General features: G+C 71.3%; 16 protein-coding genes. 14 read left to right on the plus strand and 2 right to left on the minus strand.

The features are described from left to right. Window positions 1-340 (plus strand): TSUP family transporter (locus Q0A33_RS02170; RefSeq protein ID WP_291792410.1); only part of this gene is annotated, 340 nt, incomplete at its 5' end. 25 nt (window positions 341-365) lie between these two features. On the opposite strand, the gene Q0A33_RS02175 is transcribed toward Q0A33_RS02170, so the two are convergent. After that, on the minus strand, window positions 366-1,385 hold the full coding sequence (locus Q0A33_RS02175) for an aminoglycoside phosphotransferase family protein (RefSeq protein ID WP_291792413.1): 1,020 nt from the start codon (window positions 1,383-1,385) through the stop codon (window positions 366-368). Beyond that, window positions 1,382-2,506 carry a hypothetical protein gene (locus tag Q0A33_RS02180; protein WP_291792416.1) on the minus strand — a complete coding sequence of 375 codons (1,125 nt, stop codon included), beginning with the start codon at window positions 2,504-2,506 and terminating at the stop codon, window positions 1,382-1,384. Before Q0A33_RS02180 ends, Q0A33_RS02175 begins: the two co-directional genes overlap by 4 nt. A gap of 110 nt (window positions 2,507-2,616) precedes the next feature. Between Q0A33_RS02180 and Q0A33_RS02185 the strand changes: the two genes are divergently transcribed. The 13 genes from Q0A33_RS02185 (at window position 2,617) to Q0A33_RS02245 (ending at window position 16,844) form a co-directional block, all read left to right on the plus strand. Then, on the plus strand, window positions 2,617-3,081 hold the full coding sequence (locus Q0A33_RS02185) for a ribosome assembly cofactor RimP (protein ID WP_291792419.1): 465 nt from the start codon (window positions 2,617-2,619) through the stop codon (window positions 3,079-3,081). A gap of 165 nt (window positions 3,082-3,246) precedes the next feature. Beyond that, window positions 3,247-4,206, plus strand: a complete 960-nt coding sequence (nusA, locus tag Q0A33_RS02190) for a transcription termination factor NusA (RefSeq protein ID WP_291792422.1) — start codon at window positions 3,247-3,249, stop codon at window positions 4,204-4,206. A 151-nt stretch (window positions 4,207-4,357) separates the two neighbouring features. Further along, a complete protein-coding gene (locus tag Q0A33_RS02195; protein ID WP_291792425.1) occupies window positions 4,358-4,666 on the plus strand; it encodes a YlxR family protein in 309 nt (102 codons plus the stop codon). A 108-nt stretch (window positions 4,667-4,774) separates the two neighbouring features. Beyond that, window positions 4,775-7,594, plus strand: coding sequence for a translation initiation factor IF-2 (gene infB, locus Q0A33_RS02200; protein ID WP_291792428.1), 2,820 nt, complete (start codon window positions 4,775-4,777; stop codon window positions 7,592-7,594). 160 nt (window positions 7,595-7,754) lie between these two features. Further along, window positions 7,755-8,219, plus strand: a complete 465-nt coding sequence (gene rbfA / locus Q0A33_RS02205) for a 30S ribosome-binding factor RbfA (protein WP_291792432.1) — start codon at window positions 7,755-7,757, stop codon at window positions 8,217-8,219. A 92-nt stretch (window positions 8,220-8,311) separates the two neighbouring features. Beyond that, complete coding sequence (locus Q0A33_RS02210; RefSeq protein WP_291792435.1) at window positions 8,312-9,205, plus strand: ligand-binding protein SH3; 894 nt, start codon at window positions 8,312-8,314, stop codon at window positions 9,203-9,205. After that, a complete protein-coding gene (truB, locus tag Q0A33_RS02215) occupies window positions 9,202-10,161 on the plus strand; it encodes a tRNA pseudouridine(55) synthase TruB (RefSeq protein ID WP_291792438.1) in 960 nt (319 codons plus the stop codon). The genes Q0A33_RS02210 and truB overlap by 4 nt, the downstream gene beginning before the upstream one ends. 105 nt (window positions 10,162-10,266) lie before the next feature. Continuing rightward, the gene (locus Q0A33_RS02220) at window positions 10,267-11,220 is read left to right on the plus strand and encodes a bifunctional riboflavin kinase/FAD synthetase (RefSeq protein WP_291792441.1); all 954 of its coding nucleotides are present in this window, start codon (window positions 10,267-10,269) and stop codon (window positions 11,218-11,220) included. A gap of 70 nt (window positions 11,221-11,290) precedes the next feature. Beyond that, window positions 11,291-11,560 (plus strand): 30S ribosomal protein S15, encoded by a 270-nt coding sequence (gene rpsO / locus Q0A33_RS02225; protein WP_291792444.1) that lies wholly within the window; start codon window positions 11,291-11,293, stop codon window positions 11,558-11,560. Window positions 11,561-11,925: 365 nt separating this feature from the next. Continuing rightward, entirely contained in the window at window positions 11,926-14,145 is a 2,220-nt protein-coding gene (locus Q0A33_RS02230; protein ID WP_291792447.1) for a polyribonucleotide nucleotidyltransferase, read from the plus strand. A gap of 10 nt (window positions 14,146-14,155) precedes the next feature. Next, window positions 14,156-15,481 (plus strand): pitrilysin family protein, encoded by a 1,326-nt coding sequence (locus Q0A33_RS02235; protein WP_291792449.1) that lies wholly within the window; start codon window positions 14,156-14,158, stop codon window positions 15,479-15,481. A gap of 146 nt (window positions 15,482-15,627) precedes the next feature. Further along, window positions 15,628-16,251: a superoxide dismutase gene (locus Q0A33_RS02240; RefSeq protein ID WP_291792452.1), complete on the plus strand. Its 624-nt coding sequence runs from the start codon at window positions 15,628-15,630 to the stop codon at window positions 16,249-16,251. A gap of 182 nt (window positions 16,252-16,433) precedes the next feature. After that, window positions 16,434-16,844: a hypothetical protein gene (locus Q0A33_RS02245; protein ID WP_291792454.1), complete on the plus strand. Its 411-nt coding sequence runs from the start codon at window positions 16,434-16,436 to the stop codon at window positions 16,842-16,844. Window positions 16,845-16,956: the final 112 nt, after the last annotated feature.

The raw sequence follows: 16,956 nt of genomic DNA on the forward strand, positions 1-16,956 counted from the left end.
CGGCTTGGGGGTCTACGACGGCGTGCGGGGGCCGGGGACCGGTTCGTTCCTCGTGAGCGGGCTCGTGGCACTGATCGGCTTCAGCTTCCTCCAGGCCTCGGCCTCGGGCAAGATCGTCAACTGGGCCACCAACCTGGGCGCGCTCCTGTTCTTCGTCCCCGCCGGGCACGTCATCTGGCCCCTCGGGCTGGCCGTGGCGGTCGGCAACATCACGGGGGGCTGGCTGGGCGCGCGCACCGCCATCCGGTTGGGCAGCGGATTCGTCCGCATCGTCTTCATCGTGGTCGCGGGTCTGCTCGTGCTCACGATGGGATGGGACATGCTCTCCGCGGTGTTCTGAACCGGCCCGGGGCCCGGGCAGGCCCTCAGCCCAGCGGCTTGAGCTGATGGGCGCCCACTCCCCGCACGCTTACCTGCGAGAGCGCACGCGCGACCCACAGCGAGCGCAGGGCGTCGCCGTAGGCCTTCTGGCTGCCGGAGCGCGCCGTGCGGAGGTACCAGAAGAGGTTCTCGACCTCGCGGGCGACGGCCGCCCCCACGCCGAGGGCCACGTCCACGCCCGCCTGCCGGCACACCTCGGCGGCGAAGGAGTGCAGCCAGGCCGCCTGCGCCTGCGGGTGCCCCTCCGGGATCTCCGAGAGCCGGTTCCACAGCAGCGGGGCGACCATGTACTCCGCGGGGCCGTTGAGGGGCTGCGGGTCGATCGCCTTCCACGTCGCGGGGCCGCCGGACTCCGGGAAGCCCGCGAGGATGTTGTAGTAGTGCAGATCCGCGTGCAGGAGCCACGAGTCCTCGTGCGAGGCCAGCCGCTCGATCCACATCCGGGCACCGTTGACCACGGCCCAGTCCGCGGGGGTGAAGTCCGGGAAGTCGCGCAGCAGCTCGGTGTCCGCCGGGAAGCGGTCCAGCCAGCTCGCGGCGATGTCCTGGACGCGGACGAGGCCGTCGATCCCGGGCACCCGCAGGGCCCGTGCGAGCTGGCCCCACACCGGGGGCACCTCCTCCAGCGGCAGTGAGGACAGATTCATGTCCGTGCGGAGGCGCTCCTGCAGGGTGGCCCGGAAGCTGGAGTCCTCGGCCATCACCTTGACCGCACCGTGGCCGTTCCACCGCCGCAGGGCCTCGAGGATCTGGGCATGGACGCCGGGATTGTCGGTGTTGGGCGCCGCGAAGCGGATGATCGCGGGCTGCCTGTCCGCGGTGCGCACGGGCAGGACGAGCGATTCGCACCCCGCCCAGGGGCTGCCGGGCTGGGGGTCCGGCGTCAGCGACCACCGCTCCTGGAGCTCGATGAGCATGAAGTCGAGGGCGCGGGTCCACGCGTGCGCATGATGGGTGCCGATGATCTCGCTGGCGGTCTCGTAGAGGACGCTGGGAACCTTCATCCGCGCGCCTCCCCGGCCGTGGCCGATGCGGCCGTGCCGTCCCAGCGCAGATCCTGCCCGCCGCCCGCGGCCGCCCGCGCGAGGGTGCTGTCCGTGAGCCAGTCGAGCAGCACGGGCGGCGGGGTCTGGGCGCGGGCGGCATGGAGTGCGGCGGCCAGGCCGTCCTCGGCCTCCAGCAGCACGGTGAGCGCCGAGGCGTGGTCCCGCGGCGGCGTGCGCAGCTCCCATGCGGGGCTGTTCGCCGGCGGTGCGGCAGGTGCCATGAGGGCGGACGCCTGGGCGGCGACGGCGGCGAGAGCGGTGATGCGCTCCCGCGCCCCCGCAGCCGCCGGGGAGTCCTCGCGCAGGTGCACGGCTGCGCGTTCGTAGGCGTACTCCGCCTGGTATGCCGCGGTGACGAGTGAGGCCAGCCCCGCGGCCGCGAGGTCCGTCTCTGCCTGCTCGGAGCCTGAGGCCTCGGCCCCCACGCCGTCCGCCGGGCGCGGGAGGGAGGCGAGCGCGGCCTCGGCGGAGTCGCGGATGCGGTCCGCGGCCGCACGGGCGGCGTCCGCGTCCGCGCGGTACAGGCGCAGCAGGGCGCCGGCGGACACGTCCGCGAGCACGGCGAAGGTGTCCGCGTGCTCTGCGGAGGGCTCCTCCTCCGGGTCCGCCCCCTCCGCGGCGAGGGAGACGAAGGGCAGCTCCGGTGCGTCGCTAGCGATGCGGGTGATGAGCGCCTCGAGCGCCGCGGCGGGCTTCAGCGGAGCGGGGTCGGGATTGGGGGCCGGCACCGGACTGCGCAGGCCCTCCGGGGGGTTCCAGGGAGGCCCCACCGCGGCGGCGAAGACGCGCAGGGCGGCCGCGGGCGACGACGCGTCCCCGGCCGGATCCGTGCCGTCCCCGGCACCTGCCGCGGCGAGGATCCGTGCGACGGCGTCGCGGAGGACGTCCGCGGGACCGAGTGCGGGCATCTCCGGATCCCGGTCCAGGCGCAGGCCGCACCCGGAGGTCGCGGCGACGAGCAGTCCGGTGCCTGCGAGAGCCGCGGCGAGGACCGTCCTCCGCGGAGGACCCGCGGGCGCGGCACCTCCGCGGGGCTCCGTCCGTGACAGCGGTGCGGAGCGAGGGGCAGGTGCGTGCATGCAGACAATCGTAGCCGGACCTCGATAGGATGCGGCGCGAACCGCCGACAGGCCCACCACCAGCGCGGGGACCCTCCCAGCGCGGGCCCGGCAGAGCAGCGAGGACACCCATGGCACACGAGGCAGACGTCATCCGCGAGAAGATCACCGGACCGCTGGAGGGCATCGGCCTCCTCGTCGAGGACGTCCGCGCGCACGCGGCGGGCCGGCACCGGAAGGTGACGGTGACGGTGGACCTGGACGCGGAATCCAGCGAACCGGTGGGCTTCGACCTCGTGGAGCAGGCCACCCGGCTGGTGAGCGAACTCCTCGACGAGGTGGTGATCTGGAAGGACAGCCCCTACGACCTGGAGGTCACCTCGCCCGGTGCGGAGCGGGAGCTGCGGGAGGTCCGCCACTACCGGCGCTCGCTCGGCCGGCGGGTGCAGGTGGCCCACGGTGCGGGCACGGCCGAGGGCACTTTGGAGTCCGTGGACGCGGAAGCGGGGGAGATCGCCGTCGCGGAGACGGCGGGTACGGTGAGGATCGCCCTCGCGGACGTGACGCACGCGAAGGTGGTGGTCGCCCTGCGCTGAGGCGCGTGCCCGGGAATCCGTCGCACATCACGTGCCCGCAGGCCCCGCGGCGGCAGAACCCGCCGGTCAGCTCGCATATAGTGGGGAATCCCTATGGGCGTGCGCGCCTGGAGACCATGACGACGCCGCGGCCCGATGCGGGCCACGCTACGAGGACGGGATGAGATGGACATCGACCTAAGCGCTCTCCGCATGATCGAGGCGGACAAGGAGATCCCCTTCGAGACTCTGGTCGAGCTCATCGAGCAGGCCCTGCTGCTGGCCTACCAGCGCACCCCCGGTGCGTGGCAGGACGCCCGTGCGGAGATCGACACCAAGTCCGGCACCGCCACGATCTGGGCCGTCGAGTTCGACAACGATGACAACCCCATCGGCGAGTTCGACGACACGCCGGAGGACTTCGGCAGGATCGCGGCGATGACGGCGCGCAACGTCATCCATCAGCGTCTGCGCGACGTGTCCGACGAGGGCGTCCTCGGCTCCTTCCGGGAGCGCGAGGGCGAGATCGTCTCGGGCATCATCCAGCAGGGGCGGGACCCGGAGATGGTCCACGTGCTCCTGGGCGACATCGAGGCGCTGCTGCCTCCGCACGAGCAGGTGCCCGGGGAGTCCTACGAGCACGGCACTCGCCTGCGCGTGCTCGTCACGGACGTCCGCAAGGGCCCCAAGGGCCCCTCGATCACCGTCTCCCGCACCCACCCCGCGCTCGTCCGCCGCCTCTTCGCGCACGAATCGCCGGAGATCGCCGACGGCACGGTGGAGATCGTGGCGCTTGCGCGCGAGGCCGGGCACCGCACCAAGATGGCCGTCCGCGCCATGCGCCCCGGCGTGAATGCCAAGGGCGCCTGCATCGGCGAGCTCGGCTCGCGCGTGCGCTCCGTCATGGCCGAGCTGGGGCCGGAGAAGATCGACATCGTCGACTACTCCGACGACCCGCGCGCCTTCATCACGCAGGCGCTGTCGCCGGCGAAGGTGCTCCGCGTCGAGGTCCTCGACGAGGGTGCCCGCTCCGCGCGGGCGACCGTCCCCGCGGACCAGCTCTCCCTCGCGATCGGCAAGGAGGGGCAGAACGCCCGCCTCGCCGCCCGCCTCACCAACTGGAAGATCGACATCACCGCGGACTGATCCGCGCAGACCCGCTCCGGGTCCGCTCCCTGGTCGCGTACGCCACACCGCCTGGATGTCCCTCCGACCGGGGAGCCCGGAAGTCTCCCGGGTCACGTACGCCACACTGCCCCTGGGCCCCGGCTCGGGGGCGGTGCTGTAGACTGGACCGGTGTCGTCGGCCGTGCAGAAACCCCCGGAGCCCATCCGGATGTGCATCGCCTGCCGTGAACGCGCACCCCAGTCGCAGCTGCTGCGGCTCGCCGTGCTCGTCGCGGACGAACCCCGAATCGTCGTCGACGCCCAGCGCAGGCTCCCCGGAAGGGGGGCCTGGATCCATGATTCGGCCGCGTGCTGGAAGAGGGCGCGTGCGAAGAAGGCCTTCTCCGTCGCTCTGCGCAGGCCCGGCCTGGCCGGACCGCAGACGACGGTGGGGGAACCGGACCAGAGGAAGCAGGTATCCCGAATGGACGCCGAATAGTGAGTGTCACACGATGACCCACTCGAGGAACGGTCGTGAGCAGTGAGATGAGAACTGCGCGACCCTGATGTGGTCCTTCCTGTCCGGAAGGACCCGGACAGGAGAAAAGTGGCTAAGCCCCGTGTCCATGAGCTCGCCAAGGAGCTCGGCACAACGAGCAAGGAAGTGCTCAGCAGACTTCAGGAGATGGGCGAATACGTCCGCTCCGCCTCCTCCACCGTCGAAGCGCCGATCGTGCGCCGACTGAAGGAGTCCTACGGATCCGGCGCCAAGGGCGCCGCCTCGAACGGAGCCGGCGCACCCAAGCCCGGCACCGCGAAGCCCGGTGCGCCCAAGCCCGGTGCCAAGCCGGCGCCCAAGCCCGGCACCGCGGGAGGCTCGGCGCCCAAGCCGGGTGCGAAGCCCGCGGCGAAGCCTGCGCCCAAGCAGTCTCCCGCGGCACCCAAGCCCGGTGCCAGGCCGGCGCCCAAGCCCGCCGCGGCTCAGGAGCCGGCACCGCGTGCGGAGGCGCCCGCGCCCAAGCCCGGTGGCGCGCGCCCCGGCAACAACCCCTTCGCGGCTGCGCAGGGGATGCCCAAGTCCGGCGCGAAGCCGGGTCCCAAGCCCGGTCCCCGTGCCCCGCGCGGCGGCGCCCGTCCCGGCAACAACCCCTTCGCGGCTGCGCAGGGGATGCCCAAACCAGGCGGCAAGCCCGGTCCCAAGCCCGGCGGCGCGGGACCGCGTCCCGGTGGCCCCAAGCCGGGTGCCGGTGCGGCGGGTCCCCGTCCGGGCGCTCCCAAGCCCGGTGCGGCAGGCCCTCGTCCGGGTGCGGCGGGTCCGCGTCCCGGAGCTCCGCGTCCCAATCCCGGCATGCTCAAGAACTCGGCGCTCGCGAAGCCGGGTCCCGGCGGTCGCGGCCGTCCGGGCGGCGGGCAGGGCGGTCCCGGTGCTCCCGGCGGCGCACCCGCCGGTCGCGGTCGTCCCGGCGGCGGCGGTCGCGGCTCCGGCAGGGGTCGTGGCAACACGCAGGGCGCATTCGGCCGCGGCGGCGGCCGTCCGGCCCGTGGGCGCAAGTCCAAGCGGGCGAAGCGCGCCGAGTACGAGCAGATGCAGACGCCCTCGGTGGGCGGCGTCTCCGTTCCCCGCGGCGACGGCTCCACCGTCCTGCGGCTGCGTCGCGGCTCGTCGCTGGCGGACTTCGCGGAGAAGATCAACACGGACCCGACCAACCTCGTGACGATCCTCTTCCACCTCGGTGAGATGGCGACGATCACGCAGTCCCTCGACGAGGACACCTTCCGGGTGCTCGGCGAGGAGCTCGGCTACCGGATCGAGATCGTCTCCCCGGAGGACGAGGACCGCGAGCTGCTCGAGACGTTCGACATCGATCTGGACGAGGAGGAGGACGAGGAGAACATGTCTCCGCGTCCGCCCGTCGTCACCGTCATGGGCCACGTGGACCACGGCAAGACGAAGCTGCTCGATGCGATCCGCTCGTCCAACGTGGCGGCCCGCGAGTCCGGCGGCATCACCCAGCACATCGGCGCCTACCAGACCAAGGTGGAGCACGAGGGCGAGGAGCGTGCGATCACCTTCCTCGACACCCCGGGCCACGAGGCGTTCACGGCCATGCGTGCCCGCGGTGCCAAGTCGACGGATGTCGCGATCCTCGTGGTCGCCGCCGACGACGGCGTCATGCCGCAGACCATCGAGGCGCTCAACCACGCCCAGGCTGCGGACGTGCCGATCGTCGTCGCCGTCAACAAGGTCGACAAGGAGGGTGCGAACCCGCAGAAGGTCATGCAGCAGCTGACCGAGTACAACCTCGTGGCGGAGGAGTACGGCGGCGAGACGATGTTCGTCCCGATCTCCGCACTCAAGCGCGAGGGCATCGACCAGCTGCTCGAGGCCGTCCTCCTCACCGCCGACGCCGCTCTGGTGCTGCAGGCCAACCCCGACAAGGACGCCCGCGGCATCGCGATCGAGGCGAAGCTGGACAAGGGCCGCGGCGCCGTCGCGACCGTCCTGGTCGAGTCCGGCACGCTGCGACAGGGCGACGCGATCGTCTGCGGGACTGCTCACGGCCGTGTCCGCGCGATGTTCGACGAGAACGGGGAGCAGCTCTCCGAGGCGGGCCCGTCCCGTCCGGTGCAGGTGCTCGGACTGTCCTCGGTGCCCCGTGCCGGCGACAGCTTCCTCGTGACCAGCGATGACCGGACCGCGCGGCAGATCGCCGAGAAGCGCGATGCGGTCGAACGCGCCGCACAGCAGGCCCGCGGCCGCAAGCGCATCAGCCTCGAGGACTTCACGAAGGCGCTCGAGGAGGGCAAGGTCGACATGCTCAACCTCATCCTCAAGGGCGACGTGTCCGGCGCCGTCGAGGCGCTGGAGGACTCGCTGCTCAAGATCGACGTGGGCGACGAGGTCGATCTCCGGATCATCCACCGTGGTGTGGGTGCCATCACGGAGAACGACATCAACCTCGCCACCGTGGACAACGCGATCGTCATCGGCTTCAACGTGCGTCCCGAGGCGAAGGCCCGCGACCTCGCCGCGGACGAAGGCGTGGACGTCCGGTACTACTCGGTCATCTACGACGCGATCGAGGACATCGAGAGCTCGCTCAAGGGCATGCTCAAGCCCGAGTTCGAAGAGGTCCACGTGGGCAGCGCGGAGATCCGCCAGGTCTTCCGCTCGTCCAAGTGGGGCAACATCGCCGGCTCGCTGGTCAAGGACGGCCTCATCAAGAGGAACGCCTCGGCACGGGTCACCCGCGACGGCGTGGTGATCGGCGACAAGCTCACGGTCGAGTCGCTGCGCCGCGAGAAGGACGACGTCACCGAGGTCCGCGAGGGCTTCGAGTGCGGCATCGGCCTGGGCAGCTACAACGACATCCGCGAAGGTGACCTCATCGAGACCTTCGAGATGCGTGAGAAGCCGCGCGACTGACATATCGGTCGCTCACGGGCGGGTCTGCGCTCCGCAGGCCCGCCCAGTTTCTCTCTCCGCCGGACGGGGAGAATGATCGCGGGTCTGCGCTCCGCAGGCCCGCCCGGTTTCTCTCTCCGCAGGACGGGGAGAGTCCACCACCACCATCGAGGAGAACGCCATGGCTGACGCCACCCGCGCCCGCAAGATCGCCGACCGCATCAAGGTCATCGTGGCGCAGACGCTGGAGAAGCGCGTGAAGGACCCCCGCCTCGGGTTCGTCACCGTGACCGAGGTCCGCGTGACCGGAGACCTGCAGAACGCCACGGTGTTCTACACGGTGTTCGGCGACGACGCGGACCTCGAGGGCACCCGCGCCGCGCTCGAGTCCTCGAAGGGCCTCATCCGCTCCGAGGTGGGCAAGGGGCTGCGCATCCGGCTGACCCCGAGCCTCGAGTTCGTGGCCGATTCCGTGCCGGCGGCCGCTGCGGAGCTCGATGCGCTGCTGCGACGTGCCAAAGAACACGATGCGCAGGTGGCGGAACTCGCACGCGATGCCGTTCCTGCAGGTGAGGCGGATCCCTACCGCAGCGCGGACACGGTCGACGAGGACCCTGAGGGGCAGGACGAGGTCCCACGGCCCTGAGCGCCGCCGTTGCGGGGTTGTGATCGTCCGGGACCTCTGTACACTGGGTCGAGGTAACGGAACGATCACAACTGTGTGAAGGAACGGTCGATTTGGGCAAGCACTCGGATTCCAAGCAGTCATGGGCGGGCACCGCGCGTGATTTCGCCGCCGCGGTCGTGACGTTCAACCGCAAGCCGCAGGGACGGTACTCCTCGGCGCGGTCGGACGAACAGCTCACCGCCACCGGAGTCCTCAGCACCGTGCGTCGCCGGCCCATGGTCGCGGCCATCGCGCTGCCCGCGGCCGCGACCGCCGGCATCGTGGCCTCGACCCTGGCGATGTCGCCGGAGTCCGGCGGCACCGTCTCCGCGGAATCCGCCCAGACCTCGACCCCCACCCCGGAGGCCTCCGCGAGTTCCGCCTCGGCCGAGGAGATCGAGGCCCAGCAGCAGAAGGACTACGAGAAGTACGTGTCCTCGCTCAAGGACGACGAGCGCTACGAGGACAGCGGCTCCTCCAGCATGGAGAAGGTCCCGGAGCCCACCCCGTCCCCGACCGCCGGGGCGGCTGCGGCCTCCAGCGGCTCCGCAGAGGGCGGCGATGGGGGAGACGGCGAGGAGAAGGCCGGGTCCGGAGGGGGCGGCGTCTCCGATGCACCCTGCTCCGTGTCGTCCTCGATCGAGTCCGGCCTCACGGCCAACGGCGTCGCGGCCTATCGTGCCGTGTGCGCGAACTTCCCGGAGGTCAAGACCTACGGCGGCAAGCGTGCCGATCCGGGTTCGGACCACAACAGCGGCCGGGCCGTGGACATCATGATCACCGGTGCCACCGGCGACCGCATCCGCGACTTCCTCATCGCCCACAAGGACGAACTGAACGTGGACTACGTGATCTTCGAGCAGAAGATCTACGCGTCCTACACCGGCTGGCAGGGCCGCGGCATGGAGGACCGCGGTTCCGTGACCGCCAACCACTTCGATCACGTACACGTCTCCGTCAAGTGACGCACGGCTCCCCGGGGGGCCCTTCGGGGTTCCTCGTCCTCGACAAGCCCGCCGGCTGGTCCAGCCATCGCGTCGTGTCCCGCGTGCGCAAGTGGCTCAGCACCCGCAAGGTCGGACATGCGGGCACCCTCGATCCCATGGCGACGGGGGTCCTCGTCGTCGGTGTCGGTCCGGCGACCCGCCTGCTGACCTTCGCGGTGGGGGAGACGAAGACCTACACCGCCACCGTCCGGCTGGGAGCCTCCACGCCCACCGACGACGCGGACTCCGCACCGGACCGGTTCGCCGCTCCGGGTGCGCTCGCGCAGATCGCGGAGGACTCGCTGGAGCGTGCGCTGGAACCGCTGCGGGGCGACATCTCCCAGATCCCCAGCGCCGTCTCCGCCATCAAGGTGGACGGCCGGCGGGCCTATGCCCGGGTCCGCGCCGGTGAGGAGGTGGAGCTCAGGCCGCGGCCGGTGACGGTGTCCCGCTTCGAGACGACGAGCCCGCTGCGCCCCGCCGAGGCGGGCGATGCGGCCGGCGGCCGCCACCCGGTCCTGGACGTTGACGTGGTCGTCGACTGCAGCTCCGGCACCTACATCCGTGCGCTTGCCCGCGATCTCGGCTCCGCGCTGGGCGTGGGCGGTCACCTCACCGCGCTGCGCCGCACCCGCGTGGGCTCCTTCTCCCTGGCCGAGGCACAGGAGGTCCCGGACTTCCCGGACCCGGATGCGGAGGTTCCGCCCGCGGAACCCGCAGCCGCGCTGCTGGATCCGGCCTCGGCGGCGGCCCGTCTGCTCCCGGTGCTCTCCGTGACCCCGGAGGACGCCGCACGGCTGCGGCAGGGGAAGTTCCTCGAGGCCGCACCCGCGGGTGCGGGCGGACTGCTCGCCGCCGTGAGCGGGGGCTCGCTCGTGGCGGTGCTCGAGCCGCGCGGCGAGGCGCTCAAGCCCAGACTGGTCTTCCCGGCCTGAGGCCCGCGCCCCGCCGGTCCCCCGTGTCCGGAGCACACAGCACCTGCGCTAACGTGTACCGGGTGCGTACGCACGGCAATCGATCGGCACACTGAGAGGGCGCAGGTGGACATCTTCGCCAATCCGGAGGACATTCCCGCGGACTACGGTCCGACCGTCGTGGGGATCGGGAACTTCGACGGGGTGCACAGGGGGCACAGGGTGGTGCTCTCCACCCTCGTGCGCGTCGGGGCGGATCGCGGCCTGAGGTCGCTGGTCGTCACCTTCGACCCGCACCCGCGCACGGTGCACCAGCCGGACGTCGCCGTCGAACAGATCTGCAGCCTGTCCCAGCGCCTCGAGCTCATCGCCGAGCTGGGCGTCGACGGTGCCGTCGTCCAGGCCTACTCGCTGGAATGGGCCGACCAGTCCGCGGAGGAGTTCGTGCTGGACTACCTGGTCCGCGGGCTCCGGGCCGCGGCGATCGTGGTGGGAACGGACGTCCGGTTCGGTCGCGACAACTCCGGCGACCTGTCCACGCTGCGGCGGCTCGGAGCGGAGCACGGCTTCGACGTCGTAGTCATCGACGAGGTGGGGGAGGGCTCCCGCTACTCCTCGACCTCCATCCGCGCGCTCATCGACGCGGGCGAGGTGCGTGCGGCCGCGGCGGAGCTGGGATACAACCACACGCTGGTGGGCACGGTGGTCCACGGGGAGAAGCGCGGGCGGGAGATGGGCTTCCCCACGGCCAATCTGGACGTGGCGGCGGACGGCCATGTGCCCGCCGACGGCGTCTACGCGGGCTGGATGCACTTCCCGGCGCGGGACCTGCGCCTGCCCACGGCGATCTCCGTGGGCACCAACCCCACCTTCCACGGCAGCGTCCGGACCGTGGAGGGCTACGCGATCGACGTCGAGTTCGCGGACCTGGACGTGTACGGGGAGACGATGGAGGTGGAGTTCGTCGAGCGGATCCGCGGCCAGGTCGCCTTCCGCGGGATGGGTCCTCTCATCGAGCAGATGCACGCGGACGTGGACCGCGCCCGGGCTGTGTTAGGCTTGCAGACGCCGTTTTCATGACCGGCCGCGGTTCCACAGTGCTCGCTCACCAGGTGCGGGCGCCGCGCAACGACACCGGAGGGCGAACCCCATGGCACTTGACGCATCGGTCAAGCAGGAGATCATCAAGGAATACGCGACGCACGAGGGCGACACCGGCTCTCCGGAGGTCCAGATCGCGGTCCTCACCCGTCGCATCTCCGATCTCACGGAGCACTTCAAGGAGCACAAGCACGACCACCACTCGCGTCGCGGCCTGCTCCTCCTCGTCGGCCAGCGCCGGCGTCTGCTCAAGTACCTCCAGAACGTGGACATCGAGCGCTACCGTGCGCTCATCGCCCGCCTGGGCCTGCGCCGCTGACACGGCTGCAGCACGAAGGCGCCTGCGCGGACTCACCGTCCGCACAGGCGCCTTCGCCGTTCCCGGCCGGTCCTGCGCCCGCCGGGTTCTCCGCTGCCGCCCCTCACGCATCCGCGCGCGTCTTCGCCCGCCGCGGCTCCGATTGGTAGAGTGGGTGCGTCCAATCCCTGCGACCGGAGTCATCGGTCCTCGGTAGTGGCCTCCGCAATCCGCGCCCCGCACTTCCGCCCCGAGCGGAGGCGGACGGCGCCGGACGTGTGTGGGCCTCGATCGAAGGCCGCCTCACGACTGTCTACCGGCCGCAGGACATCCCCTGCGCCCGCCCTGCGCACGCTTGTGCACCGTGCGGGCAGAACGGAGACAACGTGGGTATCAACCCTGAAACCGCCACGGCGACGATCGACAACGGTCGCTTCGGCACGCACACCATCCGCTTCGAGACGGGCCGGCTCGCCCAGCAGGCCGCCGGTTCCGCCGCCGTCTACTTCGACGACGAGACGATGCTGCTCTCGGCGACCGCCGTGAGCCGCAGCCCCAAGGAGCACTTCGACTTCTTCCCGCTCACGGTGGACGTCGAGGAGCGCATGTACGCGGACGGCCGCATCCCCGGCTCGTTCTTCCGCCGCGAGGGCCGGCCGTCCACGGACGCCATCCTCACCTGCCGCCTCATCGACCGTCCGCTGCGTCCGTCCTTCGTCAAGGGTCTGCGCAACGAGGTCCAGATCGTCATCACGGCCATGGCCGTGGAGCCGGGCGTCCTCTACGACACGATCGCGATCAACGCCGCGTCGATGTCCACGCAGCTCTCCGGCCTTCCCTTCTCCGGCCCCATCGGCGGTGTGCGCATCGCACTCATCGACGGGCAGTGGGTCGCGTTCCCGACGCATGCGCAGCTGGAGGACGCCGTGTTCAACATGGCCGTCGCCGGCCGCGTGGTCGACGGGGACGTCGCCATCATGATGGTCGAGGCCGAGGCCACCGAGCGCGTCGTGGACCTCGTCCGCGGCGGCGCGCAGGCGCCCACGGAGGAGGTCGTGGCCTCCGGTCTCGAGGCCGCCAAGCCCTTCATCACGGAGCTCGTCCGCGCCCAGCAGGAGCTGGCGGACAAGGCGGCCAAGCCGGTCGCGGAGTTCCCCGTGTTCAAGGACTACGAGGACGACGTCTACGCGGCCGTGGAGGAGCTCGCCTTCGACAAGCAGACCGCGAACTTCCAGATCGCGGACAAGCAGGAGCGCGAGCGCGCGGGCGACGCCCTGCTCGCAGAGCTCTACGCGCAGCTGGGCGAGCGCTTCGCCGGCCGCGAGTCGGAGATCGCGGGCGCTCTCAACGCGCTGACCAAGCAGGTCGTCCGCAAGCGGATCCTCACGGAGCAGGTGCGCATCGACGGCCGCGGCCTCAAGGACATCCGGCCCCTGGCGGCGGAGACGCAGGTGCTCCCGCGGGTGCACGGCTCGGCGCTGTTCGAGCGCGGCGAGACCCAGATCCTGGGCGTCACCACGCTGAACATGCTGAAGATGGAGCAGCAGCTCGACTCTCTCTCGCCGGTGAAGTCCAAGCGCTACATCCACCACTACAACTTCCCGCCGTACTCCACGGGTGAGACGGGCCGCGTGGGCAGCCCCAAGCGCCGCGAGATCGGCCACGGCGCTCTCGCGGAGCGGGCGATCGTCCCGGTCCTGCCCACGCGTGAGGAGTTCCCCTACGCGATCCGCCAGGTCTCGGAGGCGCTGGGCTCCAACGGCTCGACCTCGATGGGCTCCGTCTGCGCCTCTTCGATGGCCCTGCTGTCCGCCGGCGTGCCGCTGCGCGCGCCCGTCGCCGGCATCGCGATGGGTCTCGTCTCGGACGTCATCGACACCCCGGACGGTCCCCAGACCGCCTACGCGGCGCTCACGGACATCCTGGGTGCGGAGGACGCATTCGGCGACATGGACTTCAAGGTCGCCGGCACCAGCGAGTTCATCACCGCGATCCAGCTCGACACCAAGCTGGACGGCATTCCCGCGGCGGTGCTCGCCGCTGCGCTCAAGCAGGCGCGCGAGGCCCGCCTGGCCATCCTCGAGGTCCTCAATGAGGCGATCGACGCTCCCGCGGAGATGGCGCCGACCGCGCCGCGGATCATCTCGGTGCAGATCCCGGTGGACAAGATCGGCGAGGTCATCGGGCCCAAGGGCAAGATGATCAACCAGATCCAGGAGGACACCGGCGCGGACATCAGCATCGAGGACGACGGCACCGTCCTCATCGGCGCGTCCGAGGGCGCGGCGGCGGAGGCCGCGCGCAGCGCGATCAACGCGATCGCCAACCCGCAGGTGCCGGAGGTGGGCGAACGCTACCTCGGCACGGTGGTGAAGCTCATGAGCTTCGGCGCGTTCGTGTCGCTGAGCCCGGGCCGCGACGGTCTGCTGCACATCTCCGAGCTGCGCAAGCTCAATGGCGGCAAGCGCGTCGAGGACGTCGAGGACGTCATCGGCGTGGGCGAGAAGATCCAGGTCGAGATCACCAAGGTGGACGACCGCGGCAAGCTCTCGCTCGTGCCCGTCGTGGACGAGGACGAGACCGCCGAGGCAGAGAACGAGGACTGATCACCGCATCGTGAGCACTCTTCTCTACGCCGGGGAGGGCAGCCGCATCGAGCGGTCTGTCCTCCCCGGCGGCATTCGCGTCATCACCGAGACCGTCCCCGGCCTGCAGTCGGAGACCGTGGGCGTGTGGGTGGGCTCCGGCTCCCGCCACGAGGCCGCGGGCTCCGAGGGCTCCACCCACTTCCTCGAGCACATGCTGTTCAAGGGCACCCGCACGCGCAGCGCACGGGACATCGCCCGGGGGCTGGAGCGCACGGGCGGGGACTCCAACGCCCTCACGGCCAAGGAGCACACCTGCTACTACGCGCGCTGCCTCGTCGCGGACCTGGACGGCGTGAGCGAGCTCCTGTGGGACATGGTGCTGGACTCGCAGCTGGAGCCGGAGGAGTTCGAACGGGAGCGCGGGGTCATCGTCGAGGAGCTCGCGATGGCCGCCGACGACCCCACTGACCAGCTCTACGAGGACTACGAGGGACTCGTGTTCTCCGGGCAGCCCCTGGGCCGCCCGGTGGGCGCCACGCGTGAGCAGATCCTCAGTCTGGACCACTCCGTGCTCCTGGAGCACTACGGTGCCGCCTATGCCGGTCCCGGCCTCGTGTTCGCCGCCGCGGGCGGCGCGACGCACGAGGAGGTCGTCGAGCAGGTGAGGCGGCATTCGGCCGCGGGTCTGGACGGCCGGGGGAGCGGGGCCCGTCCCGCCGGGACGGAGGCCGCACCCGAGGCCGCGGACGGTGCGGGTGCCGGCCCGGCCCGCTTCACCCCGGGGCTGCGCACACGCGTGCGGACGACGGAGCAGCAGGGCCTCCTGCTGGGCGCCGAGGGGCTGCCCGACGGCCACGAGGACCGCTTCGTCAACATCGTGCTCGCCAACCTGCTGGGCGGCGGCATGTCCTCGCGCCTGTTCCAGACCGTGCGCGAGGAGCACGGTCTCGCGTACACGGTGCACACCGTGCTCAGCGAGTACTCGGACGCCGGCACCTTCGCCGTCTACGCCGGCTGCGCGCCGGAGGCGGCTGACCAGGTGCTGGAGCTGGTGGCCCGGGAGCTGCGCCGTGTGGCGGAGGAGACGCCGGCGGCGGACGAGGTCGAGGACGTGGTGGCCCAGCTGGCCGGTTCGACGGTGCTGGGCATGGAGTCCACGGCGGTGCGGATGAACCGGATCGCGCGGCACGAGATGCGCGGGACGCCGCTCCTGCAGCCGGACGAGCTCATCGCCCGCGTGCGCGCGGTCACCCCGGAGGCCGTGCGGGAGCACGCCGCCTCGGTGTTCGCCGGGCCGTGGGCGCTCGCGTCCGTGGGCCCGCGCGGCGACCTGCGGGTGCCGCGGGTGCTGTGAACGCGCCTCGCCGCGCAGATGGAATACGTCATATGACCTCTGCGTTTACCTGAGCGGGACCCTGGACTAGGGTCGATGGTGTGGCCCCGGGCATGAGACCCGGGGCCAGCACCCGCACAGATGGTCAACGACCGCAGGAGGAACACATGGTGGAGCAGTACACCCTTCCCGATCTTCCCTACGACTACGCAGCACTCGAGCCGCACATCTCCGGCCGCATCATGGAGCTGCACCACGACAAGCACCACGCCACCTACGTCAAGGGCGCGAACACCGCTCTCGAGCAGCTGGCGGAGGCGCGTGACAAGGGCGAGTTCGGCAACGTCGGCAAGCTGTCGAAGGACCTGTCCTTCAACCTCGGCGGTCACGTCAACCACTCGATCTTCTGGAACAACATGAGCCCGGACGGCGGCGACAAGCCCACCGGCGAGCTCGCGGCCGCGATCGACGACCAGTTCGGCGGCTTCGACAAGTTCCAGGCGCACTTCAGCGGCGTCGCGACCTCCATCCAGGGCTCCGGCTGGGCGATCCTGGGCTGGGACGCACTGGGGCAGCGGCTGACCATCGAGCAGCTGTTCGACCAGCAGGGCAACGTGCAGGTCGGCTACATCCCGCTGCTGCAGCTGGACATGTGGGAGCACGCCTTCTACCTCGACTACCAGAACGTGAAGCCGGACTACGTCAAGGCCTGGTGGAACGTCGTCAACTGGGAGGACGTGCAGGCACGCTTCGAGCGCGCGCGCACCCAGACCCCGGGGCTCATCGCCTGAGAGCGGAGGCCGGGACTGCTCACGTGAGTCTCGCGGCGCAGTGAGTGCGAAGGGGCGGAGGGCGGGAGTGCTCTCCGCCCCTTCGGCGTTCCCGGCCGCCCCTACTCCGGGGGGAGGAGCAGGCCGGAAAGATCATCCGTACGGATGACGACAGGGCGGCCGCGGCGGCGGACACTGGATGCATGACCGCCTCGCCTTCCGCCCCCGCCCGGATCGACCGCCCGCAGCGGCGTGCCGAGGGCGTCGCGCGGTCGCGGTCCGGCCCGTCGGTGCTGGCCGGGGGCGCCGTGCTGGTCTGGTTCGCCTTGGTCCCCTGGACCGCCACGGCTCTGGACCCGGTTCCGCTGGGCGTGGTCGGTGTGGTGCTCAGCGCATTCGGGATCCTGGTCCTCGCGTGGCAGCGGTGCGCGGGCCGCACGGGGACGCTGCCCGTCGTCTTCGCCGTGGGCGCGGGACTGCTCACGGGTCTCGCGGGGGTGCTGGCGATGCTGCCGGCCCACGCCGTGGGCACCGGGGACGCGCTGGCGCTGGCGGTGGGGTTCGCCGGTCAGATGCTCTGGGCGGTCGTGCTCATCCTCGGCGTCCTGCGCTGATCCGCGGAACGCGAGTCTCCTCAGGCGCACGGAGCGCGGGTGCTGATCCCCGCACGCCCCTCGCCTCGTAGACTGGTGCCGATCCCTGTGCGGCGGCCGCGGCCGGCCGCGC

The organism is Brevibacterium sp., assembly GCF_022712115.1.
Taxonomy (GTDB): domain Bacteria; phylum Actinomycetota; class Actinomycetes; order Actinomycetales; family Brevibacteriaceae; genus Brevibacterium; species Brevibacterium salitolerans.